Source organism: Ruegeria conchae (assembly GCF_000192475.1).
Lineage (GTDB): Bacteria > Pseudomonadota > Alphaproteobacteria > Rhodobacterales > Rhodobacteraceae > Ruegeria > Ruegeria conchae.
In genome coordinates this window covers 325,384-346,869 of record NZ_AEYW01000022.1, presented here as the reverse complement: position 1 = coordinate 346,869, position 21,486 = coordinate 325,384, and the positions used below count along the sequence as shown (strand labels likewise).

Annotated in this window: 21 protein-coding genes and 1 pseudogene; 4 read left to right on the top strand and 18 right to left on the bottom strand. The window is 53.0% G+C overall.

Translation table 11 applies throughout. The features are described from left to right. Positions 1 to 192 (bottom strand): annotated as a pseudogene (locus G7G_RS0119930) (permease); the annotation flags it as partial. An 85-nt stretch (positions 193 to 277) separates the two neighbouring features. Here G7G_RS0119930 and G7G_RS0119925 point away from each other — a divergent pair. Next, entirely contained in the window at positions 278 to 1,135 is an 858-nt protein-coding gene (locus G7G_RS0119925; RefSeq protein WP_010443231.1) for a LysR family transcriptional regulator, read from the top strand. A gap of 89 nt (positions 1,136 to 1,224) precedes the next feature. Here the strand turns inward: G7G_RS0119925 and G7G_RS0119920 are convergent, their stop codons facing one another. The 5 genes from G7G_RS0119920 to G7G_RS0119900 form a co-directional block, all read right to left on the bottom strand. Continuing rightward, a complete protein-coding gene (locus tag G7G_RS0119920) occupies positions 1,225 to 2,058 on the bottom strand; it encodes a CE1 family esterase (RefSeq protein WP_010443230.1) in 834 nt (277 codons plus the stop codon). A 58-nt stretch (positions 2,059 to 2,116) separates the two neighbouring features. Further along, complete coding sequence (locus tag G7G_RS0119915) at positions 2,117 to 3,811, bottom strand: adenylate/guanylate cyclase domain-containing protein (protein WP_010443229.1); 1,695 nt, start codon at positions 3,809 to 3,811, stop codon at positions 2,117 to 2,119. Further along, positions 3,808 to 4,287 (bottom strand): GFA family protein, encoded by a 480-nt coding sequence (locus tag G7G_RS23775; RefSeq protein WP_010443228.1) that lies wholly within the window; start codon positions 4,285 to 4,287, stop codon positions 3,808 to 3,810. Before G7G_RS23775 ends, G7G_RS0119915 begins: the two co-directional genes overlap by 4 nt. A gap of 308 nt (positions 4,288 to 4,595) precedes the next feature. Beyond that, complete coding sequence (locus G7G_RS0119905) at positions 4,596 to 5,741, bottom strand: M24 family metallopeptidase (RefSeq protein WP_029622212.1); 1,146 nt, start codon at positions 5,739 to 5,741, stop codon at positions 4,596 to 4,598. Between the two features lie 229 nt (positions 5,742 to 5,970). Next, entirely contained in the window at positions 5,971 to 6,888 is a 918-nt protein-coding gene (locus tag G7G_RS0119900; RefSeq protein ID WP_037322026.1) for a homocysteine S-methyltransferase family protein, read from the bottom strand. 267 nt (positions 6,889 to 7,155) lie between these two features. Between G7G_RS0119900 and G7G_RS24040 the strand changes: the two genes are divergently transcribed. Continuing rightward, entirely contained in the window at positions 7,156 to 7,560 is a 405-nt protein-coding gene (locus G7G_RS24040; RefSeq protein WP_010443225.1) for a GFA family protein, read from the top strand. Here the strand turns inward: G7G_RS24040 and G7G_RS0119890 are convergent. Beyond that, entirely contained in the window at positions 7,509 to 8,339 is an 831-nt protein-coding gene (locus G7G_RS0119890; RefSeq protein WP_220669792.1) for a methyltransferase domain-containing protein, read from the bottom strand. The genes G7G_RS24040 and G7G_RS0119890 overlap by 52 nt on opposite strands. A gap of 214 nt (positions 8,340 to 8,553) precedes the next feature. Between G7G_RS0119890 and G7G_RS0119885 the strand changes: the two genes are divergently transcribed. Next, the gene (locus G7G_RS0119885) at positions 8,554 to 9,066 is read left to right on the top strand and encodes a DUF6653 family protein (RefSeq protein WP_010443223.1); all 513 of its coding nucleotides are present in this window, start codon (positions 8,554 to 8,556) and stop codon (positions 9,064 to 9,066) included. A 245-nt stretch (positions 9,067 to 9,311) separates the two neighbouring features. Here G7G_RS0119885 and G7G_RS0119880 read toward each other — a convergent pair whose 3' ends face one another. The 3 genes from G7G_RS0119880 to G7G_RS0119870 are packed head-to-tail and all read right to left on the bottom strand — an operon-like array spanning position 9,312 to position 14,128. Next, positions 9,312 to 10,436 (bottom strand): ABC transporter permease, encoded by a 1,125-nt coding sequence (locus tag G7G_RS0119880; RefSeq protein ID WP_010443222.1) that lies wholly within the window; start codon positions 10,434 to 10,436, stop codon positions 9,312 to 9,314. Beyond that, on the bottom strand, positions 10,437 to 13,136 hold the full coding sequence (gene rbbA / locus G7G_RS0119875; RefSeq protein ID WP_010443221.1) for a ribosome-associated ATPase/putative transporter RbbA: 2,700 nt from the start codon (positions 13,134 to 13,136) through the stop codon (positions 10,437 to 10,439). Next, a complete protein-coding gene (locus G7G_RS0119870) occupies positions 13,133 to 14,128 on the bottom strand; it encodes an HlyD family secretion protein (protein ID WP_010443220.1) in 996 nt (331 codons plus the stop codon). The genes rbbA and G7G_RS0119870 overlap by 4 nt, the downstream gene beginning before the upstream one ends. A 270-nt stretch (positions 14,129 to 14,398) precedes the next feature. Between G7G_RS0119870 and G7G_RS0119865 the strand changes: the two genes are divergently transcribed. After that, positions 14,399 to 14,896, top strand: a complete 498-nt coding sequence (locus G7G_RS0119865) for an alkaline phosphatase family protein (protein WP_183085417.1) — start codon at positions 14,399 to 14,401, stop codon at positions 14,894 to 14,896. Between the two features lie 41 nt (positions 14,897 to 14,937). Here the strand turns inward: G7G_RS0119865 and G7G_RS23410 are convergent, their stop codons facing one another. From G7G_RS23410 to G7G_RS0119825, 8 genes are all read right to left on the bottom strand, one after another. Then, a complete protein-coding gene (locus G7G_RS23410) occupies positions 14,938 to 16,254 on the bottom strand; it encodes an adenylate/guanylate cyclase domain-containing protein (RefSeq protein ID WP_010443218.1) in 1,317 nt (438 codons plus the stop codon). 142 nt (positions 16,255 to 16,396) lie between these two features. Further along, entirely contained in the window at positions 16,397 to 16,777 is a 381-nt protein-coding gene (locus tag G7G_RS0119855; RefSeq protein ID WP_238528839.1) for a hypothetical protein, read from the bottom strand. Between the two features lie 247 nt (positions 16,778 to 17,024). Beyond that, a complete protein-coding gene (locus G7G_RS23405) occupies positions 17,025 to 17,831 on the bottom strand; it encodes a class I SAM-dependent methyltransferase (protein WP_010443216.1) in 807 nt (268 codons plus the stop codon). Between the two features lie 5 nt (positions 17,832 to 17,836). Then, positions 17,837 to 18,130, bottom strand: coding sequence for a putative quinol monooxygenase (locus G7G_RS0119845; RefSeq protein ID WP_010443215.1), 294 nt, complete (start codon positions 18,128 to 18,130; stop codon positions 17,837 to 17,839). A gap of 232 nt (positions 18,131 to 18,362) precedes the next feature. After that, positions 18,363 to 20,198, bottom strand: a complete 1,836-nt coding sequence (locus G7G_RS0119840) for an adenylate/guanylate cyclase domain-containing protein (RefSeq protein ID WP_010443214.1) — start codon at positions 20,196 to 20,198, stop codon at positions 18,363 to 18,365. 40 nt (positions 20,199 to 20,238) lie between these two features. Next, positions 20,239 to 20,364, bottom strand: coding sequence for a hypothetical protein (locus tag G7G_RS24880; protein WP_010443213.1), 126 nt, complete (start codon positions 20,362 to 20,364; stop codon positions 20,239 to 20,241). Between the two features lie 12 nt (positions 20,365 to 20,376). Then, entirely contained in the window at positions 20,377 to 20,868 is a 492-nt protein-coding gene (locus tag G7G_RS0119830; RefSeq protein ID WP_010443212.1) for an SRPBCC family protein, read from the bottom strand. Next, positions 20,861 to 21,199, bottom strand: coding sequence for an ArsR/SmtB family transcription factor (locus G7G_RS0119825; RefSeq protein WP_010443211.1), 339 nt, complete (start codon positions 21,197 to 21,199; stop codon positions 20,861 to 20,863). The genes G7G_RS0119830 and G7G_RS0119825 overlap by 8 nt, the downstream gene beginning before the upstream one ends. Positions 21,200 to 21,486: the final 287 nt, after the last annotated feature.

Below are 21,486 nucleotides of genomic sequence, written 5' to 3'. Positions count from 1 at the left end.
AATCCAGGCCGCCAGAACGATGCCCGGGATAACTATGGGGGCAACGACAACGAGGCCCCAGAGAACAAACCTGGTGGCGTCCGCAATGTGTTCCGGCCAGACGAAACTGATGCTGATCAGCAGCAATAGGCACGCGCCCCAGACCATGTAGGCCTTACCTGATTGCCGGCGGACAATTGTCTGATCGGTCATAGGATACTCCTTTGATCTTGAAAAATAGGAGATGAAAAGACATGTGTGAAACAAATAGTTTCAATCACTGATATTGGTGTCTCGAATGGAAAATCTGGATAGCGATTTGTTGCGCACCTTTGTTGCTGTTGCCGAAGCAGGCAGCGTCACGGATGGCGCCGCACGCATCTATAGGTCCCAATCCGCCACGAGCCTTCAAATCAAACGCCTCGAATCGATCCTCGGCCAACCCGTATTTGAGCGGCACGGGCGCGGAGTTACCCTAAGTGATGCGGGTCATCGGCTATTGCCTGTTGCCCAGGACGTGACCAACCGCCTCGACGTGGCATTGCGGGACATTTCCCAAACTGCCGTGACCGGAAAACTGCGCGTGGGCATTCCCGATGATCATGGCCGAGCTAAGCTGGCGCAGATTATCGCCGCGTTTACGCGTCTCCATCCGCAAGTCGAACTGGAGGTAACCTGCGCTATCAGTGCGAGGTTTCCCGAAGCGCTCGACAAAGGATCTCTGGACCTCGCAATCTATGAGGTGGAACGCCTAGGGAAACATGAGGAACTGTTGTACGAAGATCCAACATGCTGGGTCTCATCCGCGCATCGGGATTTCCGCGCAGAAAAAGTTCTGCCCGTTGCCTTGTTCGATCACGCCTGCTGGTGGCGCGATGCGGCAATCGCTTCTCTGGAGCGCCGTTCGAAACCATATCGCATCATCTATTCAAGCCAAAGTGTTTCTGGCGTAATCGCGGCATTAGAAGCTGGGATCGCGGCTGGTCTGCTGGGGCGTTCCTCACTTCATGCCAATCTGTCGATAGTGGGCGAGACGCTTGGCTTCAGCAGAACGCCCGCCTCGAAGCTAGTGATGGCGGCAGCCGGTTCACAGGAAACCGGGCCATTGGATGCCATGAAAACAGCTATCCGCTCTGCATTTCTAACTAAAATCTAGAAGACGTGCCTTTTGGCCAGCCGAGCGACCCACAAGCTCTTCTAGGTCTCACCGTGGCAAAACCATATTTCATTGGAATTGATGGTGCGTCAGTTTTCCAGACTTTCAAACCAATCAAGCGCTATGGAGCTCCATCCTTTTGGGTAACCGTGCCCTCCGTCGTGCAGAATGATTTCGAGACTACCGTATTCACAGTTCCAGCGTTTGCGCCACAGACCTTCGGTCATTTCGTGGTGTGCAGCATTGGGTGGGCATTTGTTTTCTTGCCGCCACATCGACAGGCCTTGCCAGATATCTGCTTGCGTGATGGTAACGTCAAACTCCTCGCTGTGTATTGCGCGACCTTCAAGCGGAACAACTTTGTCGGCAAACCCGTGGGTATGGAGCAAGTGTACCGGCTTTAGACAATCTTCGGTCGCCGGGAGCCAGAAACCACCGGACGCCGGCGCGTAACCAAGAGCCAAATCCGGTGCATTACAAGCAACTTCCCAAGCCATTGATCCGCCTCTGGAAAACCCTGTCAGCAAAACCCGGCCCACATTCACGCCTGCATGAAGGGCAGCGTCAGCCAAAACTTCACGGAGAAACCTTACGTCTGAGCGGGGGTAGGTGTTCCAACCGTCTCGAACAGACCAGTCGGTGGGTTTACCATCCAACCAAGGAAGCGCGGTCGGCGCGATAAATGCGTATCCTCGCTTGGTGAATTCTTCAACAAACGCCGTGTTCCCTACAATCTTCTCACCTGTACCCCCATAACCGTGCAGGTGCATCACAGCAGGTCCACCCTGCCAATCGTCCGGAATGACGATATGATATTCTCCGGTTTCAATTTTGCACGAGTTTGTTTTGTCACCACAATCGAGGGCGATTGCCTGCCCTGAACTCACGAGTAAAACAAAAACGGCCATTACTTTGTTGTGCATAATGTCCCCCTCGGGGATTGATGTTAGCACACTTCAACACAGAATTTCCCGGTAGAGCTTACTCGGGCAGCCCCACCGCGCGAAGCCCATCCAGGATTGCGCCCCAACGTGTGGGGTCCTGAAAATGGAACCTGCGCACGCCACTAATCCGGAAGTCCGGATCGGACGCCAATAGGGCCTCCCGCGCCCTTACTCCTTGATCAGGTAAACCAGCCTGACCAGCCGCGCTGGCAAGATATAATTGTGCGACCGGCAACCCCGGCGAGTTTTGTAGAGCCCGGTTGGCATTAGAGATGGCATTCTCAAAGTCGCCCATAACCAGATATGTCTGGGCCAACGCTTGCGGGACACGGTGATATATCCGGTTCTTGGCCAGAGAAAATGAGCCCTTTTTGATGGACTTCAGTGCTAACTCTGGTTGGCCCATCAAGTTCTGAATCCAGCCCAGCACCATATGCCCCTGGGCAAACTGCGGACTGATTTCGAACCCACGTTCAACACACCGCACCGCCGCATCCAAATCGCCGGTAATGCCGTAGTGAAAAATCCCCCGGATCAGATGCACGTAGTCGCTTTGATCATTCAACGACACCGCCTTGCTCAACCCGGCGTCCGCCGCTTCGATATCCTCCGGGCGTATCGGACGGTAACCCCATACCAATTCGCCGATCAACGTGTTCGCCTTCATCCCAACGGCCATGAAATTGCGTGGCTGGAGTGTCAGGATCCTGTCCAACAGACGGCCCGCAGCCTCCCATTCTTCAGGCTGCGATCCCATCATGTAATGCCCCGCGAGATTCAGCATTGCCTCGGGGTCGTTTGTCTCCGTTTCCGCTGCGCGCTCAGCAATTCGCTGCAGAATTCCGTATCGGATCGTTGTCGCGATTTCCCCTGACAACAGATCTTCTGCCACGAAAGGATCGGAAAGATCACCGTTCATCCGCTGGGTCAGGTAGGTTGCCGATGTACTCGTCTCACGCAGCTTGAGTGTCGCGCGGACCTGGTTTCCAGAGGCCTGAAACACCGCCGTAGCGATATGGTCCGGGCCCGCCTCGAGTGCGATCAGATCCAACCCTGTAAGATTGGCAAGCGCCGCCTCTACCGTGTGATTGCAAGCTTCGGCCAGCATCTTAGCATCGTCATTGTTGCCGAGGGCTTCGAATGCACTAAGGGCTACCGTGGGCTTCTTGGATGTCACCTCGATGGGCGGTGTGGTGGCAGTGTAAAGTGCTCCACCTTGGTCGGGAGGCCAGACAAAGGCGCGGATCGGGCGCGAAATGTTTTTCAGCGTCAATTCACCGACATCAGCGAACAGCTCGTCCATTACGCCAACGATCTGGTCACGGACGGCAGCGGAGATGCAAATCCCGCCCGTTGGGGCAGCAGCTTCTAAGCGAGCGGCAAGATTCACACCGTCGCCATAGATATCACCATCATCAACAACCACATCACCTATGTGAAGGCCCATGCGGTAACTGATCTGCCGATCTTGAGGCACGGACTCTTCCTCTGCGCGAACCGCTTCTTGCGCCGCTATCGCGAACCGCACCGCTTCCACAACGCTTGAAAATTCGGCCAGAAATCCATCGCCTGTCGACTTGATGATCTTACCCCCAGCCTGCTTGATCCCGGGGTCGAACACGGACAGGCGCAGTTCTTTCTGACGCGCCAGCGTGGCTTCCTCGGCAGCTTCCACAAGCCGCGAGAAGCCGACAATGTCGGCAGCCAAGATCGAGGTAAGTTTGCGCTTCACCCTTGGGCTCGCGTGTTCAAGGAAATCCAACCGGTTTTGTCTGGTTCGGGCATAGCGACACCATCCCCTCCGAACGATGTCGGAACCGTCTTCCACTTTGGCAGGCCATCGGCCATGTCAAAAACACGCTCGCCGTAGAAGATGTGAAAAGTCGGCTCGAAGCTCAACCCAGATTCATCCAGCGACATTGCGTAGACCGCGACGATGTCCTTTCCGGGTTTGATATTTACCAACGCCCCCCCGCATTTGCCGCAGGAAACACGATGGCTTTCATCATTCTTGTCCGATTGAACCGTCGGTCCTGACAACGAGACATTGTCTGCCGACCAGAGGCACCAAGCATTGACAGGCGCCGAATGCCATTTTCTGCAAGAGTGGCAATGACAATATGCCATGACCATCGGCTTACCGGCAGCAGAAACACTACATGCGCCACAATAGCAGATTCCTTGGTAGGTTTCAGAATCGCCGCTCATTTTCCCTCTACCCCCCAATCGAGCAATGGCTGTTAACGTTAGTTTTCCGCTACGCCTTCTTCTCCAATGCCCTGTCAGTTATACATTCCAATCGCCGGGTCCCAAAGTAACTTAATTCCCTCTGAAACTGCACTTTCAAAGGTGCCGATTGTCTTTCCAACTTCGCACACCCATTCGCGTTGCGGATGTCTAAAGATGCAACGTAATCGCGAGATCGTGGAGTGAAATTTTCAAAATGTTGAGGCCCGGCTCGCCATATCGACCATTCGCTGTGTAAGTGCATTCAAAAGACGGCGCTAGTTGGAAAGTCAAAGGATAACTGCATCCAAGGACTTTGGATGTTCTGTTATTGCTTCCCAGCCATCTTCGGTGATTATGAAACTGTCGCCGACCTGCGCACGAAATGTATCGACTGATACTGAACCATCAACAGCGAAAACCATCCCTGGCTGCAATACTGTCGTGTCGCCGGTGACCAACTGTGGCTTTTCCAAAAAGCTATAGCCAGTCGCGCGGCCACACCGGAACGGGTATTCAAACCCCGCCCGCTGGATAACCTCGGCATAGGCGGTATGCACACTTTCGGCGGTCACACCTGGGCGCAGCTCTGCCAGTGCGGCGGCCTGACTTGCTACGGCAACCTCATAGATATGCTCTTGTTGTTTGTCCGCCACCTCACCAATCCAAAAGGTGCGGTCAAAACCCAGTTTGAAGCGGTGAAAATTGGTCATGCCGCAAAAGCACAAAAACACCGGTTCGCTTCGTTTCATGATCCGGGTTGAGGCGCGATGATGGGTTTTGGTGATGGTGTCGCCCGACGCCATTATTTGCAGAAAATGAGTGTTGGGCGACATGTCCGAGTCATCGTAATGCGCCGTTAAAAGCTCCGCGGCCTTTCGTGTTCCGGCCTGGGACGTGGCAATCGCAACTTCGAACTCCGGTACTCCGTCTGCAATTGCGTCGCGTCCGGCGTCCATCATAGCGCTTGCAACTTGCCCGGCATGCCGGGCCATTTGAAGTTCCTGGGCGGATTTTATCATTCGCATTTCAGCCAATATCGGTGTGGCACTGAGCAGATTTTCCACCGGGACCAACATATCCAGGTATGCCCGCACAACTGGTGGCATGTGATCAAGCTCGATACCAACACGCTTTGCAGTCTTGACCGCTTTGGGTAACTCCGACCGCCACTCTTCGCCCATACCGTCATTCCAGGCCGAAATACGGTCAACATGAGCGGCCGAACGTGCGGCATTCAGGTCTATTGTCGGCGTGATCAACAGGCTTTCACCTGACTTGTGCACAACCAGGATGGTTGGACGCCCAAACTCCATATGCAGGTAGTCATAATAGCCCGTCAGATAATAAACGTTGTCGTCATCGGTGATGAGAGCAACGTCGATTCCGGCTTCTTTCATGTGAGTGCGAAAGCTTGTCATCCTCCCAGCAAACATCGTCAGTCTCCATCCTGAAGGTATCAGTTGAGCTTCTCAAATTGAGTTGCGTGATCGAGACCGTAGAACACGCTTGGTCCACGGTCTATAAAAGCAAAGTCAAGCACCTGTCTTGACGCTTCGCCTGCATTTCATCGGAATTGCTTCTCTGATCACTGCTTTTAACGTCAAAGCCCATCATCAAGCTTCACGCATTCGGTGATAAGCCTTCGTAAATAAAATAGCAGCGCTATCTGCCAACCACCTCCAGCGCCATTTGCCTTAGGTGCCGCATATCCGTACCGCAGCAACCGCCAAACACTCTGATAGACGGGTTTTCCCGCAGGACATCCGCAATTTCTTGGCCGAGCCGCGCGGGATCTCCTTCATCCAAGGTATCGGCCTCATCCAATTCTGCGTGCGAACAACTTGATGCATTGGCAACAACACCTTTGAGCCTTGGATGCGCGTTGAGCGCGTCGGCAAAGTGCGTCGGGTGTGCGCAGTTGACCATGTAGAACAGAGCCGCGCCGTCTGTTTCTGCTTCGATCTGGTCTATGGCATCAACAAGCTTTGCGCCGTCAGCCAAACAGCCATCGGTTTCGACGACCAATGACAAAATGATGGGTAAACCAATATCTCTTGCAGCCAGAACACAGCCAGCAGCCTCGCTTAGGCGGTTGAACGTGTACGCGGTCACCAGATCAACACTGGTTTCTTTCAGAACAGCGAGTTGCACACTGTGGTAACTGCGCGCCTGTTCAACTGTCATGGGTGGGATGTCAGCGTAAGGATCGTATCTTGGGCCAACGCAGGCGGAAACCAAAACGTCATCCCGGCCAGAAGCATTGCGCACCTCCTCCATCAGTGCGACACCATCCTTGTTTACCTCACGAAGACGTTCAGCATCGTAGCCCAAAGGTGCAGCACGGTCGGCATTGGCCATCCATGTCGGTGCGTCGAGAATGCACCCAACACCCATATCCCCGGCCAATTGCACGAGCGCTTGCATTTGTCCGGCCAGAACAGCCCGGGTGTCAGGCTTCTCCAGCAAGGGAAACGAAGCAAAACCCGGAAGCTCGATACCGTGGTTAAAGATCAGGTCCGTACCTGTACCTGCATAAACCAAAAATTTCTTGTCACCCTCGCCTGGAAATCTCCACGCCATTTTGCACCCCTCGAACACCGGCATTACTCCGCATCCACAATAGCAATGATCAGATCTTCTGCAAAACCGAGGTGTTTACTTGTCCGTTCGGACGCTTTCTGCATTTGCGGTATCGGCTAGGCATATTTAGGCGCGAACCGCCGGAGATTCTGAACAAGCGTGGCTGTACCGTTCTAACCTATAGCCGGTCCTTGTTACCTCGGAGCGGCAGGTTCAAGCTGACACAAAGGACCGGCCGTTCTATCCTTTCTAGGTGGAGGAGAAGACATGAGTGATAAGATCGAAGGCGGCTGCAAATGTGGGCTGGTGCGATATTCCGGAATTCGCTCTGACCTTCCGATGTTTCGATGTCACTGCCGAGATTGCCAGCAGCTCACCGGCTCGGGACATTCAGAGATGGTGCCACTTGTGGCCAAATCTGTTTCGATTGGTGATGCGCTCAAAACATTTGAAATGGCAGGAGGATCAGGGCTGTCGACCTTTAGCGGGTTTTGCCCGAACTGCGGCTCACCGCTGATCCGTAGAAGTGAACGGGTAAGTGACTGCATCTACGTCCATGCGGCATCAATGGACGATCCCTCCAAGTATCATCCGGCGAAATCGATCTACAGCGAAGCAGCTCAGGCTTGGGACGAAGCAGTGATAACAACTGAAGGGGCAGGCACAAAGTAACCTCGAATGTCTTTGTTTGCTTCCGCCTGAACGCGCGTTGCCAAATCCGCACGTATTGCATCACGCCGTTCTTTCGGCTGGCGCTTGAGGAGCGATGCCGCACGCACTGCGCCCCCAACAAAAACATCAAAAAGCATTTTAGGATCTGAAACGCACAATTCGCTTGCAACATTGATAAGCCGCACATTGTCGAAACCTGCATTTTCGACCATTGGTTTGGCAATTCCGCTGTCTACGAGCATGTGCGCATCCGGGCCCGCAGGCAGAGAGATGGATGGGTCGGCCAGGCGTTCAACAGCATCGAACAGCCAGCCAAACGCGCCATCTGATCCTTTGCCACGCCAAATCGAGAAGGCAACTCTACCGCCGGGTTTCAGCACTCTGTTTACTTCTCTCAGACCGCGTTCGGGGTCTGGAAAATGTGGGACGCCAAACCCGATTGTGACCGCATCAAAGGTGTGATCTGGAAACTCCATTGCCATTGCATCACCCTGAACGAACCGCGCCGTTGGAACAGCTGATTGGGCAAGCTCAATCATCGGTTCAGAGAAATCCAAGCCCGTTACATCCGAGCCGCGGGCCACAAGCTCTGCTGCCACGACACCGTGTCCGGTGCACAGATCAAGAGCTTTACAATTCGGCCCAGCAGCGACTTCGTCTGCAAGCTTTCTGGCAGCCAGGCGCGTCGCCATTTCAAAGCCGTCGGCATACCCTTTAGCAATAGACGGATCCGCCCATCCTTGGCGTTCCATTATCTCAAAGTCTGCTGTATCAGTCACTTCAACCCCCCAAAGCTCCAAAATGTGACAAGAATACACTCAAGCAAGGTTCGGGCCAGATATGTTTTTCAAGCCTTGTCAGGATCGATCCGGATATTCGCCATGCTATTGTGAGCGCCTGATCTTCACCAAAGGACGAAACTTGAAAGCGGTTGTGATCAGTAGCGGATGGCTTCATTCTCAATAGTGGGTTTGCAGTTTCTGGAGTGACCCGATGGACATAGTTCGATTTTCCGAACGCCTCATGGGTATGAAAGACGAGGTATGGTTGCGGCATACAAACCCTTGGTCGGTCTGGACCCGCGTGCTGACACCGCTGCCCCTTTTGGCGCTGGCGATCTGGAGCCGGGCGTGGATTGGTGGTTGGGCATGGGTTACCGTCGGCGTGGTTTTGGTCTGGGTCTGGATCAATCCGCGTGCGTTCTCCCGACCCAAGACCTTCGAGAGCTGGTCAGCCCAAGGTGTATTGGGCGAGCGTGTCTGGCTACGACACCGAGACAAGGTTGCGGCTCATCATATTAGAATGGCCAAAGCACTTGCCTATGTCAGCGGATTGGGTTTGCTGCCGTTTGCATACGGTCTTTGGGCGTACGACTTAGGATTCACATTCCTTGGCATTGTTGTGATCTCGGGCGGCAAGATGTGGTTTGTGGATCGCATGGCGTGGATCTGGAGCGACTTTCTGCGTGATGGTGGGTCGTTGGAAGACCTGGCGGCTGGGACGTAGGCCCAGTCACTTATCTTTCTTCGCCAGCCGCCAAAGTCTTGCTGCCCGGGCAGGCTCCTACCTTACAGCAAAAGATTAACTGGAATCGTAGGTCAATTGGATCGCCTGAATCAAGGAAGCGTTTGGAACCATCGTGCAAGCAAGCTTTGGCGCATGCCGATTTCAGTTTGCTGTGTCATTAACATAATGGTGGACCAGTTTGGTTGGGGAGGCTCACAATCTATCACAGCCAAAAGATTAAAGCGCTAGCTGATCTGCGCAAGAGAACGCCGAAAAAGCCGTAGGCTCATTAGTAACAAAGCAATTCCTAACAACGTCATCCAAACGAATTCCGGCCAGACAGTCTCAATACCAGCGCCTTTGAAAACAATAGCCTGACTTGCTGACATGTAATGGCGTGACGGTAAAACCAAAGTACCTGCCTGCAACCACGCCGGCTGACCTTCAATTGGGGTCTCTCCACCTGACAGCATTAGCATTGGCAGCACAATCAACATGACCAGAAGCGCAAACTGCGCCATAGAGCGTGCAATGGTTGCCAGAAACACCCCAAGCGCCGTTGCAGTAAAAAGAAACAACGCCGTGCCAACCAAAAACAACATCTTGGATCCAGCGATACTAATGCCCAGAGAACCCTGCATCACAAAGGTTAGTGAAAGACCAGCCGCAACCAAAACCACTGCTGCATTCGCCCAAATTTTGGCAATGGCAATGTCAAAAGGAGAAAGCGGCATGGCAAGGAGATGTTCAATAGTCCCGTGCTCTCGTTCTCTGATCATCGCAGCTCCGGTCAAAATAGTTGTGAGCCACATGATCTGACCAATCAAAGCAACGATACCAGCAAAACGTACAGTATCTCTATTTGGGTTGAAGGCGCTTCTTAAAATGACACTGATTGAGGGAGCATCTACTAGATCGATACCAATTGCATAGCGATGTATTTCAGCGCTCAAGATACTGGTGATGTAATTTGCACCAATACCGGCCTGTTCCATAGCGGTTGCGTCAATAAGAACTTGAATCTCCGGACTGCGCCCAGCGCGCAGATCCTTTTCGAATCCGGGGGGCACAGCCACAACGAAAATAAAGCGCCCAGCATCCATGTACGCAGGTCCTTTTCCGGGTTCGATTTGGACAACCGGTTGGAACTCTGGTGGGAAAAACGCTGTGGCAAGTGCTCGAGAAAGTGGCGAGTCGTCTTCATCCGCAAACGCTATAGAGGCGTTGTTTACAGAACTTGCCACTCCCGTTGCTTCCATTATCGGGGCCAGCGTGAAAGACCAAACCAACAATGCCATCATCACCCAATCACGGCGCAGGCTCATCACTTCCTTCAAGCCTAGCCAGAATATGCAGTAGAAACGCTGCATTCACTTCTCCTGCGCCCGAAGACAAAGGGCTGCGATCAGTGTCAGAACTGGTCCGAAGCAGGCGAGGGCCAGAATGTCTGGCGCAAGGGCCTCCCAACCCAAACCTTTAGTGAAGGCACCAACGTTTAGGTGTAGGAAATATGAGGAAGGCCAAAGAGAACCCACCACTTGTGCACCTCCTTCAAGCGTTGAAACAGGTTGCAACAGACCTGAGAACTGGATTGTTGGGACAACTGAGGCGATGGCAGTTGCAAATGTGGCGGCCACCTGACTGGATGTCATTGTAGCGATCAACAGCCCGTAGGATGTCGTTGCCCAAACGTAAAGAAGGGCACCAACAGCCAAAGGGAAAGGATTTCCTTTTAACGGCACCCCGAAAAGAAAAACGGTCATTCCGGCCAAAAGCAGAAAGTTTGCGTAGGCGATCAAAATGTACGGAATTTGTTTGCCGACTAGAAATTCAAGCCGCGTGGTTGGTGTCACGTAGAAATTGACAACTGACCCCAGCTCTCGTTCCCTTGCCACGCTTACAGCAGTCAAAACAGCTGGCAACATAATCAGTAAGATAGCAGGCATTGCCGGAGCCATCGCGGCGATGCTTTCAAAGCTCTGATTGTAGCGAAACCGGGGTTCGATCCTGGCGATATCTATCTGGCTTTTGCCATTGTTAAGGGCATATTCCGAGAGAAATGATTGGTGCAATCCGGAAACATAACCTTCAACCGTCTCACCCTTAAATGGGATAGCACCGTCTACAGTTGCAAGTATCTGGGTCGGTTCACCCGTATTCATCTTTCGGTCAAAGTTAGGTGGTAACTCAACAACCAGAGAGACCTCACCTGCCACTAGACGGTTGCGCCCTTCGCTGGCGCTTTGCAGCGGCGATGTGGCTTTAAAGTAGGACGATCCGGCGAATTCAGCCGAATAGGCACGACTCTCCGGCCCCTGAGAAAGGTCAAGTACAGCGAATTCAAGCTCATCGATATCCAGCGAAATACCAAAGCAAAAAACTACCATTAGAATAGCAGAACCCAGAAACGCGAAAGCCAGACGCACCGGGTCGCGAGCTACTTCAACGGTTTCGCGCCGCGCATATGCCAATATACGAGAAAACGCTCCTCCCCCGGCGTGGGATTTGGTTCTAAAACCCACCTTTGGCGCGACAACAGAGACTGGTTTTTCTGCTGTTTCCAATATCGAAATGAAGGCGTCTTCAAGGTTTTCCGCCCCTTCAACAGCGATTAGTTCAACCGGAGTACCTTCGGCTAGAACTCTACCAGCATGCATAAAAGAGACGCGATCACAGCGTTCCGCCTCACCCATGAAATGAGTGGAAACAAAGATCGTAACCGACTCATTTCGAGAGAGCTCAATCAGCAAGTCCCAGAAGGAATCGCGCGCCTCTGGATCCACACCGGATGTTGGTTCGTCGAGTATTAGCACCCGCGGACGGTGGATAACTGCTACAGCTAGCGACAGTCGCTGTTTGATCCCCAGGGGCAGTGCCGTCGCCAACGTATGACGGTGCTCCTCGAGCCCAAAGCGCTCAGTGAGTTCCGAAACACGTTGTTCTCGGTCGGCAATTGCAAATATCCGCGCATGCAATTGTAGGTTCTGATGGACCGACAACTCGCCATACAAGGAAAAGGCCTGGCTCATGTAGCCTATTTCACGCCTCATTTTTCGGTCATATGCATCGACAGGGTTGCCAAACAGCAGTGCTTCACCTGAGCTGGAAGGTAACAAGCCAGTCAGCACCTTCATTGTCGTGGATTTGCCGCAACCGTTTGATCCTAGAAACCCGAATATCTCTCCGCGATTGATTGTGAAGTCGACGTTGTCTACGGCCGTGAAATCACCAAAGCGTCGTGTCAGTCCACGCGCAACTATCACTGGGCTTGTTTCGATCTGCCCATTCGTTTTGTTTTTCCCCGCCGGTTCGACAGGCAACTCCCGTGCTCTCAGACGCCGATATGCAATTTCGAGGTCGACATCACTCCCTTTCAATTCGGTGGGCTTCCCATGAAAGATGACTTGACCCGCGTCCATCGCGACAATCCGGTCAAAACCCTCGGCTTCTTCCATGTACGCCGTTGAAACCAATACCGACAGTTCAGGGCTTTTTGCTCGGATTGCATCAATCAAAGCCCAGAACTGCCGACGAGACAACGGGTCGACCCCGGTCGTTGGCTCATCCAAAACCAAAAGTTTGGGGTCATGGATTAACGCACAGCAAAGACCTAGTTTTTGCTTCATCCCACCCGAGAGCTTGCCCATCAGACGGTCTTCAAACTGCGCAAGCCCTGTCGCAGCCAATAGCGCTGCGATACGTTCGTCCCGCTCTGAATGCCCTTGAGCAAAGAGACCTGAGAAGAACTCGAGGTTCTCGCGCACAGATAGCTCCGGATACAGGTTTCGACCCAGCCCTTGCGGCATGAAAGCGATGGCTGGGCAAATGCTGTGTCGATGGCCAGAATTGCCAATCGGGCCGCCTAAAACGTCGATATTGCCGGATTGCAGTTTCTTTGCGCCGGTGATCAAACCAAGCAGTGTGGACTTTCCCACCCCATCCGGCCCGATAAAGCCAGCCAGCTGGCCGCCTGGCAGTTCCAACGAAACAGAATCCAATGCGACATGCTTGCGATAGCGGTGCGTAACACCTGAAATTCGAATATCGTAGGTTCCGTCCTCTACTCTCATTCGAACAGCTCTGCTGGGATGCGTTGTTCAAGCGCCTCAGGCCAAGCAACGGATGGGTTAAGCCGGATCACCGCGACACCGCGCAGACCAGTTTTGACGTGCTCAATCCGACTTTCAACCAAGTCTATTGGGATACGGACGCGAACGCGAAAAACCAGTTGCTCTCGCTCATCCAGGGTCTCGACCTGTTTGGGAGTGAATTGTGCCTCCGGAGAAACAAAGCTGACATATGCTGGTATTGCATATTCTGGCAAAGCGTCGAGCACGATGCGAGCCTCAGCTCCAATGGGCAAAAGTCCGGCTTCACGCGCCGGAAGAAAAACTTCCATGTAAACATTCTCAAGGCCAAGAATAGTCAGGATTGGTTCGCCCGCGCCAACCACCTCTCCGGGTTCTGCAAGCCGGTAAAGCACGCGTCCGGGCAAAGGTGCCACTAGAGCGCTGTCTTCAATCTGTGCCTCAATCCTGCGCACTTCCGCCTCAGCGGCAGCAATACGGCTTTCCGCGGTTGCAACTCGGGCTTTGGCGGCGCCTAATACTGCTGTAGCGACCTTATGAGTGGTATCGCGATCTTCAAAAATAGTTTTGGAGATGTTTTGTCCTGCCAGCAACGCCGTGGCACGATCAAGCTCTTGCTCGGCCCTGCGCTGTTCGCTTTCGCGTTGCACAACGAGCGCTTCTGCTTCAGCCCTTGTCTGATTTGCCAAGGCTACTTCGGCTCTAGCCCGATCCAGGGCCGCAGATAGCTCGTCTATGTCCATTTCGGCCAGGATTTGACCGGCTGCAACCATACTGCCCTCTGTTGCCGTTACCTTCGCAACCCGGCCTGCATTAGTTGGTGCTATTTCGACTTGTTCCGCTTCAACCCGCCCGTTTCCTTGCACAAATCCAACCGGCAATTCATCGCCATCCTCGGCAACAACGACATACAGCAACGCACCAGCAATTACTAAACCAGCCAAAATAAGAAAAACCGATAGGTTTTTTGTCATAACGTTTCACCTGAAACTGGGTTTCTGGCGCAGAGTTTAGTGTCTCAAAAGACTCAAAGCCTTGTTTTGGATCAAAACCGATCTGGACACCTCAGTTCCAAGCAATTGTTTGTATGAACACCGTTTTGGGTGTTGCAGGCTCTTTCGCGATAGGTCGGAAGAAGTAGACTCGAAGCGTTTTTGTTATCAGTTTGGTATTGAAACGGGTTGTTCTAGCGCGCAATTGCGGTCGCCGCCAACCTGCTGCGCAATACAGCGAAAGGAAACACTGTGCCCAAAACACTGAGAGCTTGTTTGTCTTTATGGTTGGTCGCAGTCGCTCCTGCGTACGCACAAGAACCTCCTCGTCTCGTTTTGCAGCTAACCGTCGACGCGTTTCGGGGCGATCTGCCGACACGCTACTTTGAGAATCTTGGGGAGGGTGGCCTTAAGTATTTACTGGAAAACGGTGTACACTATCTGGACGCCCATCATTGCCATGCCAATACAGAGACGGTTGTCGGACACGCCCCATTGGCGACCGGGGCAACTCCGGCAGTACACGGGATGATCGGAAACATCTGGTTCGACAGAACCTTGGACCGCGTTGTCTACAACGTTGAAGACAGCACCGCTCCGCTTCTTGGAGATGGCGCTGGCGTCAATGACGATATTGAAATTGACCCAACACAGGCGGTGTCCGTCGTCAGACATGTCCCGTCGAACGTCGGCGAAACTCTCCCACACGCCTTGATTGAACACAATACGCGAGAATCTGCTTTAGAGTAGCCGCGCAATAGTGCCATTCATTTGAGAGGACCACTGTGGGCTTATTCATTGAACTTTGCAAAGCCTGCTTTTGTTGCGTATGGCCGAAAATTGGGTTGGCTGTGGTATGACAGACCTGGTCCTCCAGTTCGTGAATGAGCACCTTCAAGCCTGCTTGCGACATTCACTGTGTCACCTATTACACTGTATTCGAGGCGACGTTGATTTCCAATGTCGCCGGAGACAACAGGCCCGAAGTGGATACCAATCCCGATACGCACCTGAGGAAGCCTCGCGGCTTTTCTTTCACGGTTCCAACCATCTAACGAATCTAGCATGTCAAATGCGCACTGAAGCGCGTTTCTGGTATCTTGCCTACCAGGTTCCGGCGTACCGAAAGTCGCCATAAGCCCGTCGCCGAGATACTTATCAAGTGTCCCGCCGTTCTCAAAAACTGCCATACCCAGACGATCATGATAACTCCGAAGGAAAGAAACGACCTCTCCAGGTGTGTCGTTCTCGCACATCGTCGTAAACCCGATGATGTCGACGAACATGACTGCGACTTCTTGTTCGCGTGCCTCTCCCAAATTATCTTCGGAATTCGCGAGACGATCCACGACGTTTGGCGAGAAATAGCGAGCAAGATTGGTGCGCGATCTTTCCGAGCGAATTCGGCTTTCGACGAGCCAACGAGACCGGCGTACCAATGCTGCAAGGCCTGCGGTTACCAGCAAGCATACGAGTATCTCTTGCACCCAAAACCCAAGAAAAATGAAGTTGGGATCAGAACGAGCCAGCAACAAATCTTCAATCGTTCGCTCATTTAAATCAAGGTTTGTGAAGGCGTTCGGCTGGTTCACGAACCAAACCAGCATTCCTGTGCGCGCAGCAACAATACATAGACCACACCAGAGAACCAGACTTGGACGAAAGCTGAATGCAGCCTGCATCAGGAACAAATAGAAATAGGTGAATTGGCTTCCATTCAACAGGATCGCAGGTGGTAAGTCGTGCTCGGTAAAAGGGTTCTGAATACTGGAGATGAGGGCCAGCAAAGCACAGTCAACCGCCACGAAGGCATAATTCAGTACCCTGGCATGCGCGCTATACTTCGCGAAAAAGAATTGCAAGATGCCAAGAAGCGCGAACACAGCAACTTGGGAAACATCATAGAGAAAGCTAATCCCGCGGCTTTGTGTGTCGACCGCCACCCAGACCAATACGATACATAGCGCGAAGGTTCGAACCTTCGCGGCGAGCATGAGGCCGTTTCGCTCAGCTTCGTCAAAACTGTCCTCACCGCGGCGGGCAAGTCTGTCGGCGAGCCGTTCTTCAAATGAATGATCAACCGTTTCGGATTTCAAAAGGCGCGCCAAACCCGTTTCCTCCAATTGCGAATAGCTTAACGGTCTTTGGTGGGGACTAGAAGCTACAGAGCATCATCACATTGGCCCATGTTTTTGACATCACAAGGTAAGCAGACATCACCATAGAAACGTGCGCATTCAGCAGGATGGTTCATGTGTCTCGGGCAAGCGTGAATGCTATCGCTAGCCAAAAGCCCGAGCGTAAGATCATTGCTCCAATAGTTCGCCACTCGAATGGTGTTCCACCAAGCGCCATTGTAATCAAAACTAAGAACACCAGAGCTGTACAAATGCCGATTGCCCAGGCAATTGGCCGCGCCCAAACCGTGTATCTAAAAAGTGCAACCGCGCCAATGATATAAGCAAACCCCGCTAGAAAATTGAACCAAAGTACTATTGGAACGGCATCTCCGGCAGCGGACTTTGCCGCAGAACTGCCGAACAACACCATCCCACCAGAAAAAATTGTCAGCAGACCAAACAGCGCAGCGATTATTGCGACCGGGCGAATCCATAGGGGAGGCTTATCCATCATTCCATACTCAGGAGTTCGGTTGAATATCGTGACGCAACCAGCCTACTTCATCGGACAGGTTACGGCTTGATCAATGTCAACATGGTCACTCAGCCATTTGGTTGTGTCCGGATGAAAATGATCTCTCATGCCCCTTTCAACCACACTCTGAATTCATTTGTGGGTCGATTTTTCGAGACGGAGAAGAACTAAACCTGCGGGATCGTCAGGTATGGACCAAATTCCAACAGATCACATATGTCGCCTATTCCGGTTTTTGGGCGGTCATGATGTAGGCAGTCGTCGGGAAAGCCGCCTTACCGGATGGCGTGGCATATTTCGAAAGACTCACATCGGATAGGGTCAACACGTCTGCGATTTTTTCTTCGCTGAGATGCATATCAAACAGCGGCAGCCACCCCCGCAGCTCAACTTCCACCATCGTCCGGGTACTGGGGAAGGTTGCCTGCTCGCTTTTAGTTTCAAAGGCAATGTCGTCAAAGCCCGCTTGCGACAAGATGGTCGCGACTTCGTCGGGATCGCCTAAACTAAAAGGCAATCTCACTGAATTTGCGGCCTCTGGCGATACATATTCCTCCAACACGGCGACGATATCCCGATATGCAGGGTTCTGGTCGATAGTATGCCAGATCGCTACCGCCAACCTGCCGCCCGGCTTGGTCACCCGGTACATTTCCCGTGCGGCTTGGTGAAGGTCCTGAAAAAACATCATTCCAAACTGCGAGATCACGAACTCAAACGAGCCGTTTGCGAAGGGAAGATCTTCGGCGCTGCCCAGAACCCATTCGACATCGGGTTCAACTTCTTTTGCCGTTGCAATCATACCGGGTGCGGGATCAAGTCCGACCACACGACCACTATGCCCAGAACACGCGTGTGCTGCTCTCGTCAACACCCCCGTTCCACAGGCAATATCCAAAACATGCGCCCCTTCGACTATTCCCGCACCACCAATTATGTGGTCGCACCATGGCGCAAATAGCGCTGGCACAAAAAAAGCCTCATATCCACGACCTGCCTGAAGTTCGTCTTGTGTTGCGTCGACCACCATTTGCGTTACTCCACAAAATCGTAATGTTTGATCGATCTGGATTCGACCAATTCGGCTTCCGAAGGATCCACATGCGCCGATTGGTAATCATCGCCAACAAACGCCTTGAGAGAGGCAAGGTCTTTCCAGATCATAACGAAACTGAATTCTCTTGGACTATCAGCCCGCGCCGCACCCGGAAGAACCTGCACGATCCCTTCGGTTCCTCGCATCAATGGTATCGCCGTGTTGTGGAAGAAGTCACCGAACTCCTCCTCTTTGCCTTCTTTTGCTGTGACTTGAAATATCCGCATGATCATGAAGCGCCCCACCCTTTGGTAAGGTTGCTGCCTGCATGATTACCTCAGGAATACCTCATATCACATCGCAGGCCCATTGTCGCTTTGGCCATTGCAAACTGTCATTTCTGCACTGCATTACTGGCGGACCTTTTCCTGAACCAGACCTAAGGTTCAAGAGGCTTGGACGGAAGCTACGTGATATGACGGAAACTCGCCCCAGGAGGTCAACGGATCAAACCTAAGGCGGGGCTCAAACGTCCAGACCTGAAAGCTTGAGCCCTTTACGTAGTTTATCGATCAGGTCTTCCGGCATGTCGCGAGCGCGGAAGGGGGCGAGTGGGTCTTTGGCTGCATCAGGAAACTCTTTGCTTAGTTTATCGGCCAGCCTTCTTGCTGCCTCCAGCTCACCATTTAGGGCCAAAGCTGCGGCGGTGGATGCCATGTTCATGGGGCGACGCGCACCACCCATGCCGGCTATTGCGGCCAAAGCCTCGTCGTAATCCCCCCGCACGATTGCATGCAGGTGAAAAGCATTGCCATAACCAGGATGAAGCTGGGGGTTGAGTTCCCGTGCCCGGGTGATCCAGGCTTCACCAGCTTCCCATTCTCCTGAATATGCCAGAAAGATCCCCAAATCGGCGAGAATCCAGGAGTCGTTTGGATTGAGCTCGATTGCGCGTTGCGCGTAATTTCGAAAGATATCTGTGCTCTCCCCGACCATACGACTGTGGATCGCCAACGCGTAATACGCATCCGGGTTTTCCCGGTCGGCGTCGAGAGCATTGTTGGCGGCGCGGAGCGCCTGCTCAGACCAATCAGGCAGCGTATCCATTTGGCGCTTCTTTGACTCCAGATAATTGTAGGCAATCCGCGACCAGGCCAGAGAATAATCAGGTTCCGCCTCAACTGTACGGAGCAGGCAGTCCCGCGCAATTCGATGATCCTCAATGGTGAATGTTTGATAGAACCAAAACGACAAGAACACGCATTCATATGCATCAAGGCTGTCTGGCGCCTTTTTCCTGATCTCCTGTGCAATGGCTGATTTGAACAGCGGTGCATCGCTGGACCCAATGGCCGACGCAACCTTGCGGGCAATGTCGAGCTGGACTTCAAGCAATCGTTTCGCATTCAAATCGACATCGAAGGGTCCAGGTGATGTTAGCTGACGGCAGCTTTTTGCATCGGTCAATGTGGTCGTGACCCGAAGCTGATCAGTCGAGCGCTGCACCGTGCCTCGCAAGATAAAGTCTACGCCAAGCTTTTCGCGCAGATTTTCGCAACCTGTGTCGTCACGGAAGGCCAACATAGCTTCGGGCGCGATGACAAAAAGGTTGGAAAACCTGGCAAGCAACGCATTGATATCCCGGCTCAGCCCATCGCTGAAATATGTGTCACCGGGCTCAGCGCTGAGATTTTTGAAAGGCACCAGCGCGATCCGAGCAACTGTCGGAAGCTTCGAAGCGCTTGGCAATGTATGGCTATACCAAAACGCCGCAATCGCAAGTGTTGCACCCAAGGCAATTGCAGCTGCCCAGCGGACGTAATTCGGCTGCGTTCGAATGGACCGGGCAGCTCTAGCCGGCCAAACAAAAACCTCTAGTGGTGTAGGAATGTTTTTCAGACCTTTCAGCCCCGCACTGGCGAAACCTTCATCCAGCTTTCCAGCGACTTGCTCGGCCACTTGGCGGGAAATGCAAATACCGCCAGGAGGCGCCAACGCTTCGAGCCGAGAGGCGACGTTCACGCCGTCGCCGAGAAGGTTGTCTCCATCGCTGACCACATCGCCCAGATTAACTCCAATCCGGTAGACCATTCGTGAGTTTTCAGACACTTCCGCGTTCTGAGTGGTCAGGCGGCGCTGAATATCCAACGCGGTGCGGACGGCAGCAACGGAACTTTGAAACTCTGCCAATACGCTGTCGCCAGCGCTGCCAAATATTCGCCCGCCCGCCCTTTCGATACAACCGTCGATGATCGTCCTACAGGTGGCGAGCGTCGCGAGCGTGCCTTCCTCATCATCACACATCATCCCAGAATAGCCGACGACGTCCGCCGCAAGTATGGCTACCAGTTTCCGTTCCATACAGCGCCCCTTTAGGAGCCGACCTTAGCATCGTTTGCAATTATCCGACAAATGGCGCTGCCCATCCACCGTGATCAAATCCTTCCGGCCGATCTTCTGCTGGCATACTGGCGGATTGCATCACGCCATCGAGCGTCACGAATGTCAGAACGGCAAGCTGTCGCATGTTTCCGACCTGTCAGCCAGATTCTCTTGATGCAAGATACTCACCAAGCTTGTCAAAGGTCTGGTTCCAGCCGCCCGCGCCAGCTGTGCCCTCTTCGACGCCGACATGAACCATGGTCATTAGTGTTTTCCCGTTCGCTTCAGAGAGTTCAACAATGATCTCGGTGATGTCGGGAAAGTTATCCGGCATTCCCATCGCCTGAGGCGTGATAAGGGTGCCATCCTCATCACACATACTCTCGGTATAGACGAGACGATGCGGTCGGGAGACTTCTTTGTACACGCCTGTGAACCACATTTTCATGGGTCGCTCAGCCGACTTCATTTCCATGCAAACCTTACGCGTGCCACCAACAACCACGTCCATTTCGGCTACTGGAACCGACATGCCACGGGGTCCGTACCATGCACTAAACAGGTCCTGGTCAGTCCACATGTCCCAGATGGTGCCAATCGGGGCTTCAAATTCTCGCTCGATCTTTACCCATTTCTTCTCGTCATTCATCTGGTGTTTCCTTCATTCCATTCAGAATTCTATCCATGGCGTCGAACCGAGCTTCCCAGATGAAACGGTATTGGTCGGTCCAGTTTGAAACGGCCTCCAGCGGTTTTGCGTCTAATGCACAGGGGCGGAACTGGGCGTCCTTTCCACGTGTGACCAAACCAGCAGCCTCCAACACCCGGATATGTTTGGAAATCGCGGGTAAGGTCGCGTCGAAGGGTTCTGCAAGCTCGTTCACGGTCGCTGTGCCTTTGGCCAATCGGGCGAGAATTGCGCGCCTGGTAGGGTGGGCCAGTGCTGAAAAAGCTGCATCAAGTTGTTCATCACCTGTCATGATGACATATTATACCATTTAGTTAATTAATCAACATGTATAATATGGTTCTGCAAGTACGTGTTCGCATTCGCCGCTTTTGTGCGGCTTAGGCGAGCGGAAGTTCGATACACAGTCGGCAGACACCATCGGCTTTGGAATGCTCCCGGACAAATGGTTGACTTCAACCTGTATGGTGAACTAATTCGATACACATGATGAAAGCGTTCGACATTTCCAAAGGTTATTACCCTCAGCTTGCATAGCTGCGGACGCTTCACTGTGAATTTTCCGCTGCCCTGACAGCG

What these genes read in the sequence shown, in the direction of transcription:
- G7G_RS0119925 (WP_010443231.1), top strand. Translation starts at nt 278, where the DNA reads ATGGAAAATCTGGATAGCGATTTGTTGCGCACCTTTGTTGCTGTTGCC.
- G7G_RS0119920 (WP_010443230.1), bottom strand. Translation starts at nt 2,058, where the DNA reads ATGCACAACAAAGTAATGGCCGTTTTTGTTTTACTCGTGAGTTCAGGG.
- G7G_RS23775 (WP_010443228.1), bottom strand. Translation starts at nt 4,287, where the DNA reads ATGAGCGGCGATTCTGAAACCTACCAAGGAATCTGCTATTGTGGCGCA.
- G7G_RS0119905 (WP_029622212.1), bottom strand. Translation starts at nt 5,741, where the DNA reads ATGTTTGCTGGGAGGATGACAAGCTTTCGCACTCACATGAAAGAAGCC.
- G7G_RS0119900 (WP_037322026.1), bottom strand. Translation starts at nt 6,888, where the DNA reads ATGGCGTGGAGATTTCCAGGCGAGGGTGACAAGAAATTTTTGGTTTAT.
- G7G_RS24040 (WP_010443225.1), top strand. Translation starts at nt 7,156, where the DNA reads ATGAGTGATAAGATCGAAGGCGGCTGCAAATGTGGGCTGGTGCGATAT.
- G7G_RS0119885 (WP_010443223.1), top strand. Translation starts at nt 8,554, where the DNA reads ATGGACATAGTTCGATTTTCCGAACGCCTCATGGGTATGAAAGACGAG.
- G7G_RS0119880 (WP_010443222.1), bottom strand. Translation starts at nt 10,436, where the DNA reads ATGCAGCGTTTCTACTGCATATTCTGGCTAGGCTTGAAGGAAGTGATG.
- rbbA (WP_010443221.1), bottom strand. Translation starts at nt 13,136, where the DNA reads ATGAGAGTAGAGGACGGAACCTACGATATTCGAATTTCAGGTGTTACG.
- G7G_RS0119870 (WP_010443220.1), bottom strand. Translation starts at nt 14,128, where the DNA reads ATGACAAAAAACCTATCGGTTTTTCTTATTTTGGCTGGTTTAGTAATT.
- G7G_RS0119855 (WP_238528839.1), bottom strand. Translation starts at nt 16,777, where the DNA reads ATGGATAAGCCTCCCCTATGGATTCGCCCGGTCGCAATAATCGCTGCG.
- G7G_RS23405 (WP_010443216.1), bottom strand. Translation starts at nt 17,831, where the DNA reads ATGGTGGTCGACGCAACACAAGACGAACTTCAGGCAGGTCGTGGATAT.
- G7G_RS0119845 (WP_010443215.1), bottom strand. Translation starts at nt 18,130, where the DNA reads ATGATCATGCGGATATTTCAAGTCACAGCAAAAGAAGGCAAAGAGGAG.
- G7G_RS0119840 (WP_010443214.1), bottom strand. Translation starts at nt 20,198, where the DNA reads ATGGAACGGAAACTGGTAGCCATACTTGCGGCGGACGTCGTCGGCTAT.
- G7G_RS24880 (WP_010443213.1), bottom strand. Translation starts at nt 20,364, where the DNA reads ATGCGACAGCTTGCCGTTCTGACATTCGTGACGCTCGATGGCGTGATG.
- G7G_RS0119830 (WP_010443212.1), bottom strand. Translation starts at nt 20,868, where the DNA reads ATGAATGACGAGAAGAAATGGGTAAAGATCGAGCGAGAATTTGAAGCC.
- G7G_RS0119825 (WP_010443211.1), bottom strand. Translation starts at nt 21,199, where the DNA reads ATGACAGGTGATGAACAACTTGATGCAGCTTTTTCAGCACTGGCCCAC.